General features: G+C 63.9%; 15 protein-coding genes. 10 read left to right on the top strand and 5 right to left on the bottom strand.

The window, feature by feature from the left end; genetic code table 11:
- Nucleotides 1–73 precede the first annotated feature (73 nt).
- Nucleotides 74–2,380: a TonB-dependent receptor gene (locus POM99_RS18045; RefSeq protein ID WP_277279946.1), complete on the top strand. Its 2,307-nt coding sequence runs from the start codon at nucleotides 74–76 to the stop codon at nucleotides 2,378–2,380.
- A 418-nt stretch (nucleotides 2,381–2,798) separates the two neighbouring features.
- On the opposite strand, the gene rtcA is transcribed toward POM99_RS18045, so the two are convergent.
- Both rtcA and POM99_RS18035 read right to left on the bottom strand, forming a co-directional pair.
- Complete coding sequence (rtcA, locus tag POM99_RS18040) at nucleotides 2,799–3,815, bottom strand: RNA 3'-terminal phosphate cyclase (RefSeq protein ID WP_277279945.1); 1,017 nt, start codon at nucleotides 3,813–3,815, stop codon at nucleotides 2,799–2,801.
- A gap of 39 nt (nucleotides 3,816–3,854) precedes the next feature.
- Entirely contained in the window at nucleotides 3,855–5,081 is a 1,227-nt protein-coding gene (locus POM99_RS18035) for an RtcB family protein (protein ID WP_277279944.1), read from the bottom strand.
- Between the two features lie 364 nt (nucleotides 5,082–5,445).
- Between POM99_RS18035 and rtcR the strand changes: the two genes are divergently transcribed.
- The 9 genes from rtcR (at nucleotide 5,446) to speD (ending at nucleotide 13,995) form a co-directional block, all read left to right on the top strand.
- Nucleotides 5,446–7,035 (top strand): RNA repair transcriptional activator RtcR, encoded by a 1,590-nt coding sequence (gene rtcR / locus POM99_RS18030; RefSeq protein WP_277279943.1) that lies wholly within the window; start codon nucleotides 5,446–5,448, stop codon nucleotides 7,033–7,035.
- A gap of 118 nt (nucleotides 7,036–7,153) precedes the next feature.
- The gene (locus POM99_RS18025) at nucleotides 7,154–8,140 is read left to right on the top strand and encodes an SPFH domain-containing protein (RefSeq protein WP_277279941.1); all 987 of its coding nucleotides are present in this window, start codon (nucleotides 7,154–7,156) and stop codon (nucleotides 8,138–8,140) included.
- Nucleotides 8,141–8,168: 28 nt separating this feature from the next.
- The gene (locus POM99_RS18020) at nucleotides 8,169–8,828 is read left to right on the top strand and encodes a DUF4178 domain-containing protein (protein WP_277279939.1); all 660 of its coding nucleotides are present in this window, start codon (nucleotides 8,169–8,171) and stop codon (nucleotides 8,826–8,828) included.
- Complete coding sequence (locus POM99_RS18015) at nucleotides 8,825–10,084, top strand: DUF4178 domain-containing protein (RefSeq protein ID WP_277279937.1); 1,260 nt, start codon at nucleotides 8,825–8,827, stop codon at nucleotides 10,082–10,084. The genes POM99_RS18020 and POM99_RS18015 overlap by 4 nt, the downstream gene beginning before the upstream one ends.
- Before the next feature lies 1 nt (nucleotide 10,085).
- Nucleotides 10,086–10,229 (top strand): hypothetical protein, encoded by a 144-nt coding sequence (locus tag POM99_RS18010; RefSeq protein WP_277279936.1) that lies wholly within the window; start codon nucleotides 10,086–10,088, stop codon nucleotides 10,227–10,229.
- 28 nt (nucleotides 10,230–10,257) lie between these two features.
- The gene (locus tag POM99_RS18005) at nucleotides 10,258–10,467 is read left to right on the top strand and encodes a DUF350 domain-containing protein (protein WP_277279934.1); all 210 of its coding nucleotides are present in this window, start codon (nucleotides 10,258–10,260) and stop codon (nucleotides 10,465–10,467) included.
- Entirely contained in the window at nucleotides 10,460–12,010 is a 1,551-nt protein-coding gene (locus POM99_RS18000) for a polyamine aminopropyltransferase (protein WP_277279933.1), read from the top strand. The genes POM99_RS18005 and POM99_RS18000 overlap by 8 nt, the downstream gene beginning before the upstream one ends.
- On the top strand, nucleotides 12,003–13,613 hold the full coding sequence (locus POM99_RS17995) for an FAD-dependent oxidoreductase (protein ID WP_277279931.1): 1,611 nt from the start codon (nucleotides 12,003–12,005) through the stop codon (nucleotides 13,611–13,613). The genes POM99_RS18000 and POM99_RS17995 overlap by 8 nt, the downstream gene beginning before the upstream one ends.
- 1 nt (nucleotide 13,614) lies before the next feature.
- On the top strand, nucleotides 13,615–13,995 hold the full coding sequence (gene speD, locus POM99_RS17990) for an adenosylmethionine decarboxylase (RefSeq protein ID WP_277279929.1): 381 nt from the start codon (nucleotides 13,615–13,617) through the stop codon (nucleotides 13,993–13,995).
- A 368-nt stretch (nucleotides 13,996–14,363) separates the two neighbouring features.
- Here speD and POM99_RS17985 read toward each other — a convergent pair whose 3' ends face one another.
- Genes POM99_RS17985 through POM99_RS17975 form a run of 3 tightly spaced genes read right to left on the bottom strand, consistent with a single transcriptional unit; the run spans nucleotide 14,364 to nucleotide 17,838 of the window.
- The gene (locus tag POM99_RS17985; RefSeq protein ID WP_313792150.1) at nucleotides 14,364–16,499 is read right to left on the bottom strand and encodes a TonB-dependent receptor; all 2,136 of its coding nucleotides are present in this window, start codon (nucleotides 16,497–16,499) and stop codon (nucleotides 14,364–14,366) included.
- A complete protein-coding gene (locus tag POM99_RS17980) occupies nucleotides 16,496–16,714 on the bottom strand; it encodes a hypothetical protein (protein ID WP_277279927.1) in 219 nt (72 codons plus the stop codon). Before POM99_RS17980 ends, POM99_RS17985 begins: the two co-directional genes overlap by 4 nt.
- Entirely contained in the window at nucleotides 16,711–17,838 is a 1,128-nt protein-coding gene (locus POM99_RS17975; protein WP_277279926.1) for a PepSY-associated TM helix domain-containing protein, read from the bottom strand. The genes POM99_RS17980 and POM99_RS17975 overlap by 4 nt, the downstream gene beginning before the upstream one ends.
- Nucleotides 17,839–18,343: the final 505 nt, after the last annotated feature.

Here is an 18,343-nt window from a genome sequence, read left to right as displayed (position 1 = left end):
CATCACGACGAGGGGAGAGGCTATGATCGGAGTTATTGGAGGACGACGCAGCGCATTGATGGCCTGTACGGCAATGTCGGTACTGGCAGCGCCATCCCTGGTGGCGGCGCAGACCGTCCAGCCGGCCGAGGACAAGGCCGACGGCGCATATCATGCGGGCGAGATCCTGGTGACCGCACGCAAGCGTTCGGAGACGACGCGCGAGATCCCGGAAACCATCTCGGTGATCGGTGCCGACCAGCTGGAGCGGCAGGAGATAAACAATATCGACAAGGTCGGCCTGCGGGTCACCAACCTGAACCTCAGCACCCGGGCGGACGGCAACCCCAATGTGACCATCCGCGGCGTCGGATCATTCGGCAACACCCAAGGGGTCGGGTTCTTCATCGACGGCGTGCATATCCTGACCGATGCTTCGGCCGAATTTGGCGAGATCGAACGGCTGGAAGTGCTGAAAGGCCCGCAGGGCACACTCTATGGCGGGTCGAACATCGGCGGCGCGATCCGCTTCATCACCAAGCGGCCCCAGCTTGGGGAGTTTTCAGGAAGCACAAAGGCCAGGATCGGCGAGCAGAACATGCGCAACCTGTCGGCCAGCCTGAACGTTCCACTGGGATCTGTGGCTGCCCTGCGCCTGTTCGGCTATCGCAACGAGGATGACGGATTTGTCTATGACAACAACCCCGTCCGCCTGAATGGGCGTTCCAACATTACCGACAGCTACATCTGGCCGGTGCCACTGGTCGGGCCCGGGGTGAACTTCGTGCCCGATTCCGGCAATTCGGCCGAACGCTGGCGCAAGCATCCGAACGAAAAGACAGAATGGGGCGTGCGCGGGGCTCTCTACATCGAACCTTCGGACCGCATGAACATCCTGATCTCGGCGCGCTACAACAAGATCGACACAGGCAATAACAACTGGCGCGCCGACGATCCGGATCTGCTGACCTATTCGCCCGAGCGGCACCTCACGTTCGCGGGGCGTCTGCGTCGCCACACCTTCGGCATAAGTGGCGAGATCAACTACGACCTGGGTGGGGTGAAGCTCAATGCGCTGGTCAGCTATACCGACGCCTTTAGAAAGGACACCACCGATCTCGACGTGTCTTCCGAGGTCGGGTTTGATCTCGTGCGGCCGGAGCCGACCAAGTACTACACCAACGAACTGCGCCTTACCTCGGACACTGATGGGCCGTTCGAATGGATCGTCGGCGGGTACTACTCGGTTTGGAAGAACGACTGGTCCAGCTACGCCAATTTTTATGGAACGACAGACGTCCTTTCCGCAGTGATCCCGCCCTCCGACACGCTCAACATTCTTGACAATATTGTCGGCAATCCGGTCAGTCCCCCCACGTTCGACGAGGAAACCACGGTTCGGGTGCCGTTCCCCTTTGAGAACCGCAAACGCGAGAAGACCCATCTGGCCGGGTTCGGTACTGCCAGCTACAAGTTCGGCCAGTTTGAATTGGGCCTGGGCCTGCGCATCGACAAGTGGACCTATGACACACTGGACCGCAATGCAGGTCTTTACGCAACCGGCATTCCCTATCTCAAGCAGGGTGGCACGGAAGTGATGCCCAAAGCGTCGTTGTCCTATTTCACCAAGGGTGGCACCCATATCTACGCGAACTATGCCAAGGGCTACGAACCTGGCGGCTTCAATCTTTACGACGCGGCAGGCACGCCGAAGCTGAACGCGTTCCGCAAGGAGACCGCAGACAACTATGAAGTCGGATTCAAGACCCAGGCGCTTGACCGGCGGCTCAATTTCAATGCTGCCGTCTATTACATCAAATACAAGGATCGGCAGTTCGAATTGCAACAGCAGATCGCCATCGGCGGCGTGGTCGAGAACATTCTCAACGCGGGCAGTTCTGAACAGTATGGGTTCGAGTTTGACGCAAACTTTCGAGCCAATGACATTCTGACCCTCAGCGCCGGATTCGGCCGGGTCTGGGCCGAGTTCGGGCCGGGCAGTCTGGTAAACGACGTGAACAGCCAGCCCAGCGATGTCAGTGGCAAGACCCCGCCATGGATCTCGGACTACAGCTTCAACCTGGCTGCCGACGTGCGCGTCCCGCTGGGCGGCGACTATGAACTGACCGGTACGGTCGAATACATCGGCAAAGGACCCTACTGGTTCAATCAGGAGAATACAGCGCGGCATCCGGGGTACGAACTCACCAACCTTTCGGTCGGTGTCGAGACCAAGGGTTGGAGCCTGCGCCTGAACGTCGAGAACATGTTCGACACGGGATATTATACGGATGGGTCCATCTGGCCGGGGGACGCCGTTCCAGGCGCCAAGCGCGATGTTGTCATCGGGACATTGGGGCAACCGCGGCTCGTGACGCTGACAGGAACGGTCCGGTTCTGACCTTGCCTCGACTGGGGGGCGTCCCGTGTGAACGCTCCCGGGAGCCGGGGGCAGGATCGTCGGGCTGGGGAGGGGCGACCTGTGAACAAGTCGGCTGCTGCCGCGCCCGCAGGCCAACGTGGATGTGCCTGGACAACAGCGTCTCACGATTGGGCATCTTGCCCGTGCCCCGGCCGCCGACATTCGATCCCTGCTCACGTCAAGACCATGGGATCGGGCCGGCCCCATCATCGATGATCAAGTGGGTGTGATACGCCCAATCCTTCACCGCTCGCTGCACGCCCGCAGGCGCCGGATAGGAAGGCGCAGCCTGATCTGCATTGCGGGAAATGCTCCATTCCGCCCAATCGGAGATCCGAAAGGGGGCAGGGCCCCATGTGCACATGTTCAAGCCTGTCGTTTGGCTCATTCAGTCGCGTTATGGGACTGAAATCAGGTTTGGCCCGTTATCCTTGATCTGAAGTCTGGGGGTAATGCCCGTGAACTGCCCTGCGACGTCGATGGCGGTCAGCGTGTGCTGGCTGGGCTTCACAAGCGTGAACGCACCTCCGCCAGCGAGCACAAACGGCAGGATCAACTGGTCCTGCAGGAACGGCCCGGCGAATGCATTGCCGGCTGCGTAGCCGCTGAGGCGCGAACAGGTCTGCTGCGCGATCCGTTCCGAAGGCACGCCGAGCCTGCCGAAGCCGCTGACGATTTCGGTTACGTTGGCATAGGCGGCTTCGGCCAGCAGGATCACGCCCGGTCCCTGATCCGCCGGCAATTCGCGAAAGGAGAAGGCTTCCTCGGGCCAGTCGGCAAGAGCCTTGCGCGCCTTGTTCACCATGCGCTCGGCCACATCGAAGGGCAGGCCGGTGAAGGCGACTTGCAGGCGACGGTCGAGCAGCGGACCGCGATCGACGCATTCGATCGCAGCCAGCGGCGCGGGTTCGATCTCCACCTCGATCCGCCCGCCGCCGCGCGGGTAGAAGCCGTGGCGGACAAGGTTTGCCGCAATGCGCGGTCCCATGCGGTTGACGATCGGCAGGAAGCAGCGCTCGATGAAATCGAACGGCGGCGCCATCATGTTGTGCGTGCCGCCCTCGATCACCAACCGCGAAGGCGCGGAGGCCAGCGCCAGCGGCATGAGGATCGTCTGCAGGACCAGCCCTGTGCTGCCGGCCGTGCCTACGGCGAAGTGGTATTCACCGGGCACGACCGATCCAGGGCGGAAGGTCAGTTCCGACGATCCAACCATCAGCCCCTCACAGGTGCTGTTCGAAATGGCGCAGGCGGCCTCGACCGCCGTGACGTGCTGGCGCATCAGCCCCGGCCTGGAGCGGCGGGCGCGAATATTGGAGATGCGGAAGGGCTGGCCAGTGACGAGCGACAGCGCGCAGGAATTGCGCACCATCTGCCCTCCGCCTTCGCCTTCCGATCCATCGATATGCAACATTGTCTGAACTCTTATTGGCCGGGGGCCTGCGCAAAGGGATCACCCCTTCACGCAGACCACCTGCTTCAAGGTATGGACGATCTCGACCAGGTCGGCCTGCGCCGCCATGACGGCCTCGATCGGCTTGTAGGCGCGGGGCGTCTCGTCGATCACCCCGGCATCCTTGCGGCATTCCACACCTGCCGTATCAGCGATGTGCTCGTCGAGCGAAACACGGCGCTTTGCCTCGTTGCGGCTCATCACGCGTCCGGCGCCGTGGCTGCAGCTGTGGAAGCTTTCGGCATTGCCCAGCCCGCGCACGATGAAGCTTCTGGCGCCCATCGAGCCGGGGATGATCCCGAGCGTTCCCTTGGCCGCACGCACTGCGCCCTTGCGGGTGACCAGCACGTTTTCGCCGAAGTGGTTCTCGCGCGTCACATAGTTATGATGGCAGTTCACCGCCTCAAGCTCGGCATCGAAGGGCTTGGCGATCACGCCGCGCAGCGCCGCGACGACGTTGGTCATCATCGTGCGCCGGTTCAGTGCGGCGAAATCCTGCGCCCAGCCCACCGCCTCGACGTAATCGTCGAAGTGGTCGGTCCCCTCGGGGAAGTAGGCGAGATCCTCGTCCGGCAGGTTGATGTGCCACTTGCGCATGTCCTGCTTGGCCAGTTCGATGAAGAACGAGCCGATGGCATTGCCCACGCCGCGCGACCCCGAATGGAGCATCACCCAGACCCGCGCTTCCTGATCGAGGCAGAGCTCGATGAAGTGGTTGCCGGTGCCCAGGGTACCCATGTGCACCAGGTTGTTGGTGTTCTTCAGCCGCGGATGCTTGTCGCACAGTTGCTCGAACCGCGCCGCAAGCGTGGCCCAGGCGCTTACGATGCCGGGCGGGGGCGAACCCCAGGACCCGCGATCACGCTGCCCGCGGCCCACCGACCGGCCATGCGGCACGGCCTGTTCGATCGCGAGGCGAATGCCCTCGAGGTTGTCGGGCAGGTCATGCGCCATCAGCGAGGTGCGCGCCGCCATCATGCCGCAGCCGATGTCCACGCCCACGGCCGCGGGGATGACCGCGCCCTTGGTGGGGATCACCGAGCCGACCGTGGCGCCGATGCCGACATGAACATCGGGCATCGCGGCCACATGCCTGAAGACGAACGGCATCTTCGCCGCACGGGCCAATTGCTCGTGCGCCTTGTCGTCCACAGGGACCCCGCGGGTCCACATCTTGATGGGCACTCCGCCCTCGACGTGCCGGAACTCGAAACTGGTGTCGGCCATGGTGGCCCCCTTCCTTTGCAATCATGGTGCCGGCGACGAAGTTTGGCGAGACCTCCTGCACACGCCTGTCGGAGTGTGCTGTGAGATCATCGAACCACCTGGTCCTGACACGGAAACCGATCCGGGTGTGGGGGCGGCCGGCCCATTCCGGCCGCCCCGCTTTCCGGCTGCTTGGTGTCGCGCTGTTCGACCGACGCGACGTGAATGTAATTGCAGGAGGTGTGCCAAAGCTGGCGGCAGTGGCAAAAAACTAAGCGTCGCTCTGATTTTATGTCGATTATTTCTCGCTGCGCCTGGGGCCGGCTGACTGACGGTGAGCAGCGTCTCTATCGACAGGGATAGAAACTTATAATAATGGATAAGAATGAAGCCTGCGGTCGTCATTGGATTCCTCGGCTCCACGCTGGATGCCAGCAAGTTCGGCCCCTCGCGCTGGCTGAAGTGGCGACCAACGGTCAGCCTGGTGATGCATGAGGATCTGCGGGTGGACCGGCTTGTGCTGCTGCACGGCAGGCGCCACCAGCGCTTGGCCGACTATGTAATCACCGACATTGCGGACGTTTCACCCGAAACGCTGGTCGAGCCCCATCTGGTCGAGTTCGACGACGCCTGGGATTTCGAGGAGGTCTACGGCAAGCTGCTCGATTTCGCGCGGGCCTATCCCTTCGACCCGGAGGTGGAGGACTATCTGGTCCACATCACCACCGGCACGCACGTGGCGCAGATCTGCCTGTTCCTACTGACCGAGGCGAATTACCTGCCGGGGAGGCTGCTGCAGACCCAGCCTTCACGCGGGACGGGCGACCCGGTGCCGGGAAGCTGGAACGTGATTGACCTCGATCTGTCACGCTACGATTCCATCGCCACACGGTTCGCTGCAGAGAGTGCCGAGAGCGCATCGTTCCTCAAATCCGGCATCGAGACGCGCAACGAAGCCTTCAACCGCATGATCGACGAGATCGAGCAGGTAGCGGGCCGCAGCCGTGCGCCGATCCTGTTGATGGGGCCGACAGGAGCAGGCAAGAGCCAGTTGGCGCGGCGCATCCATGAACTGAAGAAGCTGAAGCGGCAGGTTGCCGGACCCTTCGTGGAGGTGAACTGCGCAACCCTGCGGGGCGACAGCGCCATGTCGGCGCTGTTTGGCCACCGCAAGGGCGCCTTCACCGGGGCGGCGGCAGATCGGCCCGGTTTGTTGCGCAGCGCCGACGGCGGCGCGCTGTTCCTCGACGAGATCGGCGAACTGGGCCTCGATGAGCAGGCGATGATCCTGCGCGCGGTGGAGGACAAGCGCTTTCTTCCGGTGGGGTCTGACAAGGAAGTAGCCAGCGACTTCCAATTGATCGCCGGGACCAATCGCGACCTCGGGCACGCAGTGCGCGAAGGCACCTTTCGCGATGACCTCTATGCCCGGCTCAACCTGTGGACTTTCACTCTGCCAGGCCTTGCAGAACGGCGCGAGGACATCGAGCCCAACCTCGACTACGAACTGGACCGCCACGCCGAGCGGGAAGGTGAACGCGTGACCTTCAACAGGGAGGCGCGCGAATGCTACATCGCTTTTGCCACGTCGGGTGAGGCGCGATGGAGCGGCAACTTCCGCGATCTGGCGGCCAGCGTAACCCGCATGGCGACTTTCGCGCCCAAGGGCCGGATCGATGCAGCCACTGTATCGGCGGAGATCGAACGGCTGCGTCGGCTGTGGTCGGGCGCGAGCGAAGGCGACGACGGGCTGGCAACCGTGCTGGCGCCGGATGTGCTCGCGGCGATCGACCCGTTCGACCGGGTGCAGCTTTCCTTCGTGGTGACGACCTGCCGACAGAGCGCGTCGCTTTCGCAGGCGGGCCGGACGCTGTTCGCCGCCTCACGTGCGAGGAAGGCATCGAGCAACGATGCGGACCGGCTGCGCAAGTATCTTGCCAGGTTCGGCCTCGATTTTGAGGCGGTTGCCCGATGAAAAGCGGGAGGATGGACCAATTCGACAAGCCCCATACTGCAGACGTCTGCCGCCGCAGGGGCGTTGCCGGTGGCACGCTTTGCTGTAGGATGCCGGGGCAGCCGAGCGGCAGGTGACCATGTTCGATTTCCTGAAGAAGCAGTTCGTCGACATCATCGAGTGGCAGGAGGAACCCGGCCAGCTGGCGTGGCGCGTGCCCTTCGCGGATCAGGAGATCCAGCATGGCGCGCAACTGACTGTGCGTGAGGGGCAGATTGCCGTTTTCGTGAATGAAGGCCGGATCGCGGACTACTTCGGCCCGGGCCTGCACACGCTGGAAACGGCGAACCTGCCGCTGCTTTCCGACCTGATGAACTGGGACAAGGGCTTTCGTTCGCCCTTCAAGTCCGACGTCGTGTTCCTATCGCTGAAAGAGCAGCAGGGGCTGAAATGGGGCACCGCGCAGCCCATCACCGTTCGCGATGCCGAGTTCGGCGCGCTGCGGTTGCGCGCCTTCGGTTCCTATTCCTTCCGCCTGCACGAAGTGGCGCCGTTCGTATCGCGTGTGCTGGGCACCATGGCGGGCGTGACCGTGGTATCGCTGGAACCGCAACTGCGCGCGGCGATCCAGACTGCCATCGCCACCGCGCTTGGGGGAAGCGGCATTGCCTTCCTCGACCTGGCGGCCAACCAGCAGGCCTTGTCCGACAGGATCAAGGTGGAGGTGGACAAGGCATTTGCGCAGTGGGGCCTCACCTGCCTGTCGTTCTACGTCGAAAGCGTCTCGCTGCCAGACGAGGTGCAGGCCCACCTCGACAAAGGCAGTTCGATGCGCGTGCTGGGCGATCTTGGCAGTTACACGCGCTTTCAGGCGGCCGAAGCGATCGAGCAGGCGGCGGGCAATGACGCCGGAATTGCCGGCATCGGCGCGGGCATGGCCGCTGCAACCGCGCTGGGCGGCGCCATGGCCCAGGGTCTTGGCATAACCCCGGCGGCCCAGCCCGGCGCCCCGGCAGAAGACCCGCTGGCGACGATCGAGAAGCTGCATCGGCTGGTGACCATCGGAGCCTTGAGCCAGCAGGAGTTCGAAGCCAAGAAGGCCGAACTGCTCAGCCGGATCCGCTGAGCATAACCGGGGCGGGGGTATGGAGAGCGTGAATTGTCCCTCGTGCGGGGCCCTGCTTGCCCTGCGTGATCCGGGATTGCCCTATTCGACCTGCGGTTACTGCCAGAGCCTGATCCGGCGCAGCAACGGCACGGCCGAAGCCGTGGGAACGGTGGCGAGCCTGCCGCTGGACGTCTCCCCGATCCAGATCGGCACGATGTTCACGATCGAGGGGAGCAGCGCTATCGCGGTCGGCCGGGTGCGCTGGGGCTGGTCGGACGGTTCGTGGAACGAATGGTTCCTGCGCGTCGACGATGGCCGCCACTATTGGCTGGGCGAAGCAATGGGGATGTACATGCTGACCAGCGAGTATCCCGCCGCGCTTGAAGTGCCCGCCATCAGGAACTTTGCGGGAGGCAACCCGATGGCTGTGGCCGCCACCGTGAAGGCAGGGGGCAAATGGTTCCATGCCGTTGATGTCAAGGAAGCGGCATGCCTTGGCAGCGAGGGCGACCTGCCATTTCCGACCTTTGCCGGCAGAACGATGACCAACGCCGATTTCCGCAACGCCGATGGCGATGCCCTTTCGGTTCAGCGGGACGATGACGGCACGACTGTTTGGCTCGGCCATTGGAGCGACCTGGCCGCGCTGCAGCCAAGGAACCTGCGCCGCATAGAAGGCTGGACCGTGCCGGGAGAGCTGGCGTGACGGTGGCCCGGGCGGTCACCTGCCCATCGTGCGGCGGATCGATCGAGATTCGGGCGGCTGGCTATACCGTCACCCTTGCCTGCCGCCATTGCGGGTCCGTGCTCGACGTGGCGCATGAAGACGTCCGGCTGATCACGGCCTACAAGCGTGCGAGCGCAAACTTCGCCATCGAGCTTGGCAGCCGAGGCACCCTGTTGGACATCGAGTGGGAAGCGATCGGCGCGCTGGAGCGTCGCAGCCCCGGCGCGATCTGGCAGGAATACCTGCTGTTCAACCCTTACGCCGGATACCGCTGGCTGGTGCTGGCCGATGGCGAATGGCAGTTCGGCACGCTGCTGCTCGATCGGCCGGAGGGCAGCCTGTCTTCGGTCAAATGGCGCGGGCAGACCTACACGCTCGACGACAGTTCAGAGATCGAGACCACGATCGTCCTTGGCGAATTCTACTGGCGGGTGGCCCGCGGCGACAGCGTGCAATGCAAGACCTTCGCGCGCGGCAGCAGCTACCTTTCCAGCGAGGCCAGCGGAACCGAAGTGACCTGGACCCAACTGGTTCCGATCGACCGGCGCGACGTGGAAGGGCCATTCGTGGTCCGCCAGCGCTACAAGCCGCGGCCGGACCTGCGGGCGATAAGGGAGGGCTACTCAACAGCCCCCGGCATGGACGAGAACGACCTGCCGATGATGTTCCTGGTGGCGTTGGGGGCGCTGTTCATCATCGGGATTCTCCAGAACCTGCTGAGTGGCCCGAGCCAGTGCGTGAGCAACCGCTTCGATGTGGTGGTCGGCGCGGCTGATACGACCCACAAGATCGGCACGATCGACGTGAAGCGACCATGGCAATTCGTCACCATCAAGGCGGACACAGACAAGTTCGACAACCGCTGGGTGGATCTGGACTACAGCCTTGTCGATCGCCGCACGCAGCAGTCGATCGATGCCTATGGCATCGTGGAATACTACGCCGGCACCGACAGCGACGGCCCGTGGACCGAGGGCAGCCATCATGGCGAGACGCTGTTCGCAAGGGTGCCGCGCGGCAGCTACGATGTCTATGTCGATGCCGGATCACACGGTTGGCCGAGTGATCCACGACCAGACACGCTGGACCCCAAGAACCCGTGGAGCGCACCTTCGACCGTATCCGTCTGGCTGGCCGCCTGCACCGGGGGCTACTCCTGGGGCATGTTCTGGACCTTTGCGGTCCTGCTGTTCGGCGTGCCCTGCCTGATCCTGTGGTGGAGGCACCAGGACTGAGATGAGCAAGCGCCTGATCCTGTTCTCCCTCTGGTCCCTTTTCCTGATCGCGATCTCCGGCATCGCGACATGGTATGCCTGGTCACCTTTTGCCGATGACGAACGCCCGACATCGTCCGCCTTTCGCGGTCCCACCCACAAATGATCCCCTTTCGCACGATGGAGTTGTGCCCATGCTGACCCTCGACATCTTTCTCGCCACGGTGCTCTACGCGGGCCTCGGCATCGTGATCTTCATCGTCAGCTTCGTGCTGGTCGACAAGTTGACGCCCGGCGAACTCTGGCGTGAAATCATCGAGCGCAAGAACATGGCGGTGGCGCTGCTGGCCGGGGCAGTCGCCATAGGGATCTCCAACATCATCGCCGCAGCCGTGCATGGGTGATCCTGTTCGGGGGGATGAAGACGGGGCTGAACCGGGCGCACCTGCATCCCTTGCCGTTATCCTGCTGGTTTCGGTGCTGGTGGTCGCCACCTGCGGCCTGATCTACGAATTGCTTGCCGGAACGTTGGCCAGCTACCTGCTGGGTGACAGCGTCACGCAGTTTTCCACCGTGATCGGCAGCTACCTCTTCGCCATGGGCATTGGCAGTTATCTGTCTCGCCATGTCCGGCACAACGAGATCGGCGTGTTCGTGCGCGTCGAGATCCTGATCGCCGCGCTGGGCGGATGGTCGGCGGCGGGGCTGTTCCTGCTGTTCCCGATCGTCGAGGATTTCCGGGTGGCGCTCTATGCGCTGGTGCTGGCGATCGGCATCCTGGTGGGGCTCGAAATCCCGCTGCTGATCCGCATACTGCGCCATCGGTTTGCCTTTCGCGACCTTGTTTCGAACGTCCTGACCTATGATTACATCGGGGCGCTTATAGCTTCATTGCTGTTCCCGCTGGTGCTGGTGCCGTGGCTGGGCATGATCCGCACGGGCTTTGTGTTTGGCCTGGCCAACGTCGGTGTTGCGGTTGCGCTGCTGCTCGCCCTGCGCGGACGCCAGAGCGTTGGCCGCGATCTTGCGGCGGCGCTGATCGTGCTGGCGTCGCTGATCGCAGGCCTCCTTGCCGCAGACCGCATCCAGCGCTGGTCTGAAGTCGCCTTCTATGCCGAACCCGTCGTCTATGCCCGCTCGACGCCCTACCAGCGCATCGTGATCACGCGGCGGGGCGAGGACCTGCGCCTCTACCTCAACGGCAACCTCCAGTTCTCGACGCGCGACGAATACCGCTATCACGAAGCGCTGGTCTGGCCGGTGCTGGGCCGCATTGCCAACCCGAAGCAGGTGCTGATCCTGGGGGGCGGCGATGGCCTTGCCGCGCGCGAAGTGCTGCGTGATCCCCGCGTGTCGAAGGTGACGCTGGTGGATCTCGATCCCGAGATGACGCACCTGTTTCGCGATGTGCCGCAACTGGCGCAGTTGAACCGCCATTCGCTGTCTTCACCAAGGATGCAGGTGATCAATGGCGATGCCTTTCGCTGGGTGAGGGAGGCGAGCGGCCCCTACGATGCGATCCTGATCGACTTTCCCGATCCGACGGAGTTCTCGCTGGGCAAGCTCTATACGGAAAGCTTCTACCGCGAAGTGGCACGCCTGCTTGCCCCTGCAGGCGTTATGACGGTCCAGAGCACTTCGCCTCTCATCGCGCCGCGCTCCTATTGGACGGTGGCGAGCACGCTCGAAGCCGCCGGGCTCTCCGCGCGGGGCTATCACGCCTATGTCCCCAGCTTCGGGGAATGGGGCTTCACCATGGCAGCCCACGCGCCACCCGGCGATACCGTCATCCTTCCCGCAGGGCTTCGCTTCCTGACGCAGGCGAGCGAGCGGGCGATGTTCGATTTTCCGCCGGACATGGCGCGCCGCCCCACGCCGGTGAACCGGCTGGACAACCAGGCGCTGGTGCGCAGCTTTGCCGAGGAATGGGGCCACTACGATGGCTGAGCCCACCCGGCGCGATGCCCTCAAGGCCGGCGCCGTCGGAGCAGGCGCGCTCGCGCTGGGCAGCTGTGCCAAGCCGGCAATGGCCGGAACGCTTGATGGGGCAGACTGGCGGCGAGGCCACATGATCCGTGACGGCAAGTTTCCTGCACCGAACGGCGCCGAGCCGCGTGTCGGCATCCTGATCGCCGGCGGTGGCGTGGCCGGTCTGGCGGCGGCCTGGCGGATGAAGGCTGCGGGCTTCGACGACTTCGTGGTGCTGGAACTTGAGGACAGGGTTGGTGGCAATGCGCGGTCCGGCCGCAACCCGGTGAGTGCCTATCCGCTGGGTGCGCACTATCTGCCCGTCCCCAACAAGGAGGCGGTGGCGCTGCGACGCATGCTGCAGGAGTTCGGCATGATCGTGGGCGAAGAGGGCGGCGCACCAATCTTCGATCCCTACCAGCTCTGCGCCGATCTCGAAGAGCGCCTGTTGTGGCGCGGTGGCTGGCAGGAGGGGCTGTATCCAGCCAGCGGACTGAGCCGCGAGGACGAGATCCAGCGCGATCGCTTCACCCAGGCAATGGCGCAGTTGCGCAATGCAGTTGGCGCGGATGGACGCCCGGCATTTGCGATCCCGCGCGTCTATTCGAGTGCAGATCCGGCCTATACCGCGCTCGACAAAGTCTCGTTTGCGGCATGGCTGGATGATCACGGTTACAGCTCGCCCGTTTTGCGGGCCTATCTCCGTTATTGCTGCCGCGATGACTACGGCACCGAACCGGACGATGTATCGGCCTGGGCCGGGCTGCACTATTTCGCCGCGCGCAGGGGCTGGGCCGCTCGGGGCGATGGTGACCGCGAACTGACCTGGCCCGAAGGGAACGGGCGCCTGGTGTCGCTCCTGCTGGAACAGACCGCTGATCACGTTCGGCCTGCCCACAGCGTGTTCGCCATCGCGCAGCAGGGGGATGAGGCTGTGGTCGATTCCTTCGACCACAAGGCAGGGTCAAGCACCCGCTGGCATGCCTCCTGCGTCATCGTCGCCATGCCGCACTTCGTTGCCGCGCGCGTGGCCCCTGCGCACACCGGCAAGGGCCGGTTTCGATATGCCCCCTGGGTCGTTGCGAATGTCACGGTAAACCGGCACCCGAAGGGGCGCGGCGTCGGCCTTGCATGGGACAACGTTTCGACGGGCAGCGACAGCCTGGGTTATGTGGTGGCCACCCACCAGTCAGCCAGCGGCGGCGATGGCCCCACGGTCCTTACCTGGTATCTACCCCTGTCAAAAGCGTCACCGCCAGAAGCGCGCAAGCTGATGATGACGCGCACGCTCGCCGCGTGGCAGAGGATCATCGAGGACGACCTGCTGACAATGAACCCGGATCTGGCAGGCGCAATCGATCGGATCGACGTCTGGCGCTGGGGCCATGCCATGATCAGCCCGACACCCGGTTTCCTGACCGACCCGGTCCGCACGGCCGCAATCGAGGCCCGGCCACCTGTGCTCTTTGCGCATTCTGACCTTTCGGGCCTTTCGCTGTTTGAAGAAGCGCACTACCGCGGCGTGGTTGCGGCGGAGACCGCCCTTGCTCACCTCGGCCATTCGTTCGAAAGCCTGATCTGACATGGCGCACCTGCCGGGAACCAGCATCCATCTCCTTGCCGACCTTGGCGAAGGCAAAGGCCTCAGCAATGTAGCATTGGTGGAGGCCACCTTGTGGGAGGCAGCAGAGGCAGCGGGCGCGCACGTCCTCAGCGTCCACGTTCATCCCTTCGGGGCCGGCATGGGTGTGACGGGTGTCGCCCTGCTGGCCGAATCCCACATCTCGATCCACACTTGGCCCGAGACAGGCGTGGCCGCAGTCGACCTGTTCGTCTGCGGGAAAGACGCCGATGCAGCGGCAGGGCTCGCCGTAATAGCGAGGAACCTGCGGGCGGTGGTGCTGCGAGAAAAAGTGGTTGAGCGACTGCTAGACCAAGCCGTAGATCGTCAGGCAACCCGATGATTTTCCACCTCGGCGGATAGGCGGCACCGACCCCAAGATCACCCTTGGCGAAGAGAGGGCGAGGGGCTTGGAGAGCGTCGGCGACTTGGGCGGCGATGGCTTGTGGCACATCACCCTTTCGTGGAGTTCCAAGGCTGAAGCTTATCCTGCGCGGGTGCTGGGCACCCGCCCTCGGTCGTCGCTACCGGGTTTGAAGTGTCATCGTTGGTTCTGGCAACAGACTGTGCTGCGAGCCCTCACTTCTTTCCAGCTAGCGGGCCTACCCTGCCAACAAGTCGTCACCTGCAGAATATGCGCTCGAACGCGCTCGCAATTGGTGCCACGTGGGGGCCGAGGACCGATGTCAGACCAAGTGCCCCCTGCCTTGGTCAAAAGGCGATCGAGGCGCTGGCCTTGAAGGTGCGAGGCTGGCCCTGCAGCAAGGCGGCCGAGAACACGTCGAATGCCGATGCCCAATACCGCTTGTTGGCGACGTTATCGACGCCGAAGCGAAGGGTGACAGGCTTGTCTGCCGCAACCAGCACATAGCGTGCGCCGAGGTCAAAGCGTGTCCACTTCGGCAGTTCCAGCGTGTTGGCGACGTTCACGGCCTGCTTGCCCGTATGGACGATGCGGCCGGTCAGCGTCAGGCCAGTGGTTGCGACATCCCATTCGGCACCCGCATTGGCGGTCCATTCGGGCACGCCAACGGCCCGGTTGCCCTGATTTACCCCGCCGCTGGTCTTGCGCAGCTTTGCATCGACCACCGAAGCACCGCCGATCAGGCGCAGGCCTTTCACCGGCTCGCCATTCACGGTGAACTCTATGCCTTTGTTGCGCTGCTCGCCAAACAGGCCGAAGCGCTTGAGGCCGTTGCCTGCATCCACCGAATAGCCGACCGGCAGATCGATGCGGAACAGCGAGAGACCGATGTCGAAGCCACCGGCGCGCAGCTTACCACCCACCTCGTATTGGGTGGACTTGATCGGGCCGAAGACCTGGCCCGAATTGATGACCGTCGCGTCGATCGGTGCGGTCGGCCCCTGCTGCAGCGCCTCGATCCGGTTGGCAAAAAGGGAAACGCCGGCAACCGGCTTGACCACCAACCCGACCACTGGGGTCAGGGCAGACTTTTTGTAGACGCCGTCAAGCTGGCCGCCGTTGTAGTAGTTGTAGCTCTTCACCCGGATGTCCTGCAGTCGCAGGCCGCCGGTGATGAGGATTCGATCCTCCCACAAACCCACCGTGTCCGACGCGAAAGCCGAAAGCAGGCGCGTGCGGCTGACTGGGAACGGGTGGGCGAGATCGCCGCCCACGAAGGCCGAAGCGAGAATGTCAACGACCGGCGCGTCATAGATGTTCGTCGCAAAGCCGGCGAAGCCCGGGCCATAGAGGAAATCGAAGGCGTTGCGGTTGACCTGCCAAACCGCGCTGCCGCCAAAGTTGAACTCCTGCGTCACCGCCTTGCCCAGCTTGACCCTCAGGCCTGCCTGCAGCGCCTCGTTATTGTCGGTGCGCGGCACGTAGAGCGCATTGCCGTTGGCCGCGCCGGAGGCAGCGTCCAGCACCGTGATGCCGCCATAGATGCCTTGTTCGCTCCCATCGCGCGCGCCGCCGGTCACATAGAGCATGGCATCGGCGCCAAGGTCCTGTTCGAACCGGACAGCGCCGAACAGGTCGCGCAAGGTGGTGTAGGTCCAGGGCTGCGCATGGTTGGCGCTGGCGGAGGGCACCGCGGGGATGGTCGGCGTGCTGATGGTCACCTTGGGCCGCAGCCCCTTCACTTCCACCTTCTGGTAGCCGAGATCCAGGAACAGGCGGGTGTTGTCGTCATGCCAGTCAAGGGCGGCGCCAAGCGTCATCGTGCGGCGGAACTCGCCATCGACCGCAACATCGCCACTGCGGAACGCACCGTTGACGCGCACGCCAAACTCACCGTCAGCGCCGAAGCGGCGCGAAAGGTCCACGCTCCCGCCGAAGTGACTGTCGGACGTATAGCCCGCAGTCACGCGGTTGAGCGGCGCATCGTGCGCACGCTTGAGCTGCAGGTTCACGCTGCCGCCGATCGACGAGCCACCGGGCGCGGCGCCATTGAGAAAGGCGGAGGCGCCATTCAGCACCTGCACGCTTTCGAACAGTTCGGGCGCGATCAACTGACGCGGCGCGATGCCATAAAGCCCGTTCAGCCCCACATCGTCGCCATAGAGCGCGAATCCACGGATCACGAACTGTTCGGATGCATTGCCGAAGCCATAGCTGGTGCGCAAGGTCGGATCGTTATCCAGCACCTGGCCCAGCGTCTGCGGCTGCTGGTTGAGGATCAGCGCCTCGTTATAGCTGCGCACCGTGAAGGGAACGTCTTCGGCCATCTTGTTGCCGAGTGCGCCGAGATCGCCTTGGCCAGTCACCGCAGTGGCGTTGGTCCGCTGGGCAGAGACCACGATCTGATCTGGCGCGTCCTGTGCCTGAGCGGCAACCGGCAGGGCGAGCATCGTGGTGGCAAAAAGAAGGGGCGAAAGCTTCAAGGTCTGTCTTTCTGGTTGGAACGGCTGGGGGGCGTGCCCCGGCGCAGGAAGTGAAACAGGAAAAGGGCCAGCGGCAGGGCCAGCGCGCCGGAGCAAAGTGCATCGCGCCAGCCATCACCGGTCAGTCCGATCACCAGCCCGCCGATGGAAAGGAGTGCCAACGCCAAAGGCATGGAGAGGACGGTCGCTGGAACGCGCGCTGCATGCCGGTTCATGCAGGCGCTCCCACCGCGCGGCGCGGTCGCTTGCCCCACCACAGCACCAGGCCTGACCAGAGGACCCGGATCGTTGCGAGGTCAAGCAGTCCCCACACGATCTTGAGCGCCAGCCCGCCGTAGTCCCCGAAGTGCAGCGGCCGCGACAACATCAGCGCCTGCATGGACAGCGGCATGGGCCGGATGTCTGTAAGCGTGCCGGTGTCGGCATCGACGAGTGCCGGGGTCAGCAAGTGGCTGGTCAGCGGCGTGTCGCCCTGGAAGAAGATGGCGTAGTGATGCGGGCTGCTCCAGGCGCCACCGGGAAAACCGATGAACTGCGGTGTCAGTCCGCCCTGCGCCGCTTGCGCCGCGGCCACCGCCTTGTCGACCGAGCCATAGCCTGCCGGATCGAGCGGCTGCTCTGCTGCACGGCCGACCACCATCGATGCAAGCTCACGCTGTCGCCAAGCGGCGGTCAGCGGATCGGCGAAGGCATTGATCGCGCCGGTAAGGCCGATCGCCAGCGCCCAGCCCAGAGTGACGATCCCCAGCAGGTTGTGTTCGTCGAGCAGCCCGAGCCGGCGCGAACGCCCCTGCCGCAGCGTCCCGAACGGCAGTCGGCGCATGAACGGTGCATAGAGCACCACGCCCGATACCAGTGAAACCATGAACAGCAGGCCCATTACGCCGAGGAAGAGCATGCCCGGCAGGCCAAGCAGCAGATCGGTGTGCACCTTCAGCAGCAACGTCATGATCCCGTCGCCGCGCACCTCACCCAAAGCGTGGCCGGTCGAGCGATCATAGGAGAACAACCGCATTTCCGCCGCCGCTGCATCGGCCCGAGGCCCCACCGTCACCGTGATCTGCGGATCATCGGCGCTGAACCCGACGAACAGCGGGACACCGCTCCTGCCTCCGCCCGTGCGATAGTCGGACAGGGCCTTCGAGACGATCTTATCCAGCGGCTCGCCCCCGCGCGCGGACGCCACGCCGACCGGAATCGGATGACCGGACAGCGCATCGATCTCGTCATGGAAAATCAGTGGCAGGCCCGTGAGGCAGAGCACGAACAGGAAGAGCGTGCAGACGAGGCTGCTCCACCTGTGGGCCCACTCCCACCACCTGATCGTTCCGGCCTTCATCCCCCACCGGCTACAAGGGCTGTCAGTGGTCGTCAATGCGAATTATTCTCATTAGCATCAGTGCGAATGGTTGTGGCTTGGGGAAGCAGTAAAGGCGATGGGACCTCGTCACTTCCCCGCAGTTACCGCACCTCTCTTCCTGGCCTCTCCCAACACCAGCTATGCATGGCGCCGAAGCCGTTTTCCGTGGCTTACCTCCAGCCTTTGCTGGTCACAGACTCCATACGTAAGCTGCTCGCGCTGTGGGTCCGGCCTTAACCTTGCGCGCGCCTCAGCGCCCACAGCAAAAGCGCCACAACACCGCCCCCATGTTCATAGACCTGCTTGCTTTGGAGCAGGCGTTGGTCAGTTCCAAGCTGTCCTAGACCGCTGCATGCCGGAATGCGCGGCGACAACTACGATGGCCGGTTGAGCGGCGACTATGATGGCCGGTAGGATCGGTTGTCTGGTCTGATCGTAGGGAGGGGCGCAGCCCCGACCGGAGAGCGGACCAGACAACCGGTGG

The organism is Novosphingobium cyanobacteriorum, from assembly GCF_029436685.1.
In the GTDB taxonomy this organism is placed as follows: domain Bacteria; phylum Pseudomonadota; class Alphaproteobacteria; order Sphingomonadales; family Sphingomonadaceae; genus Novosphingobium; species Novosphingobium cyanobacteriorum.
This window is presented reverse-complemented; position numbering and strand designations above follow the sequence as displayed.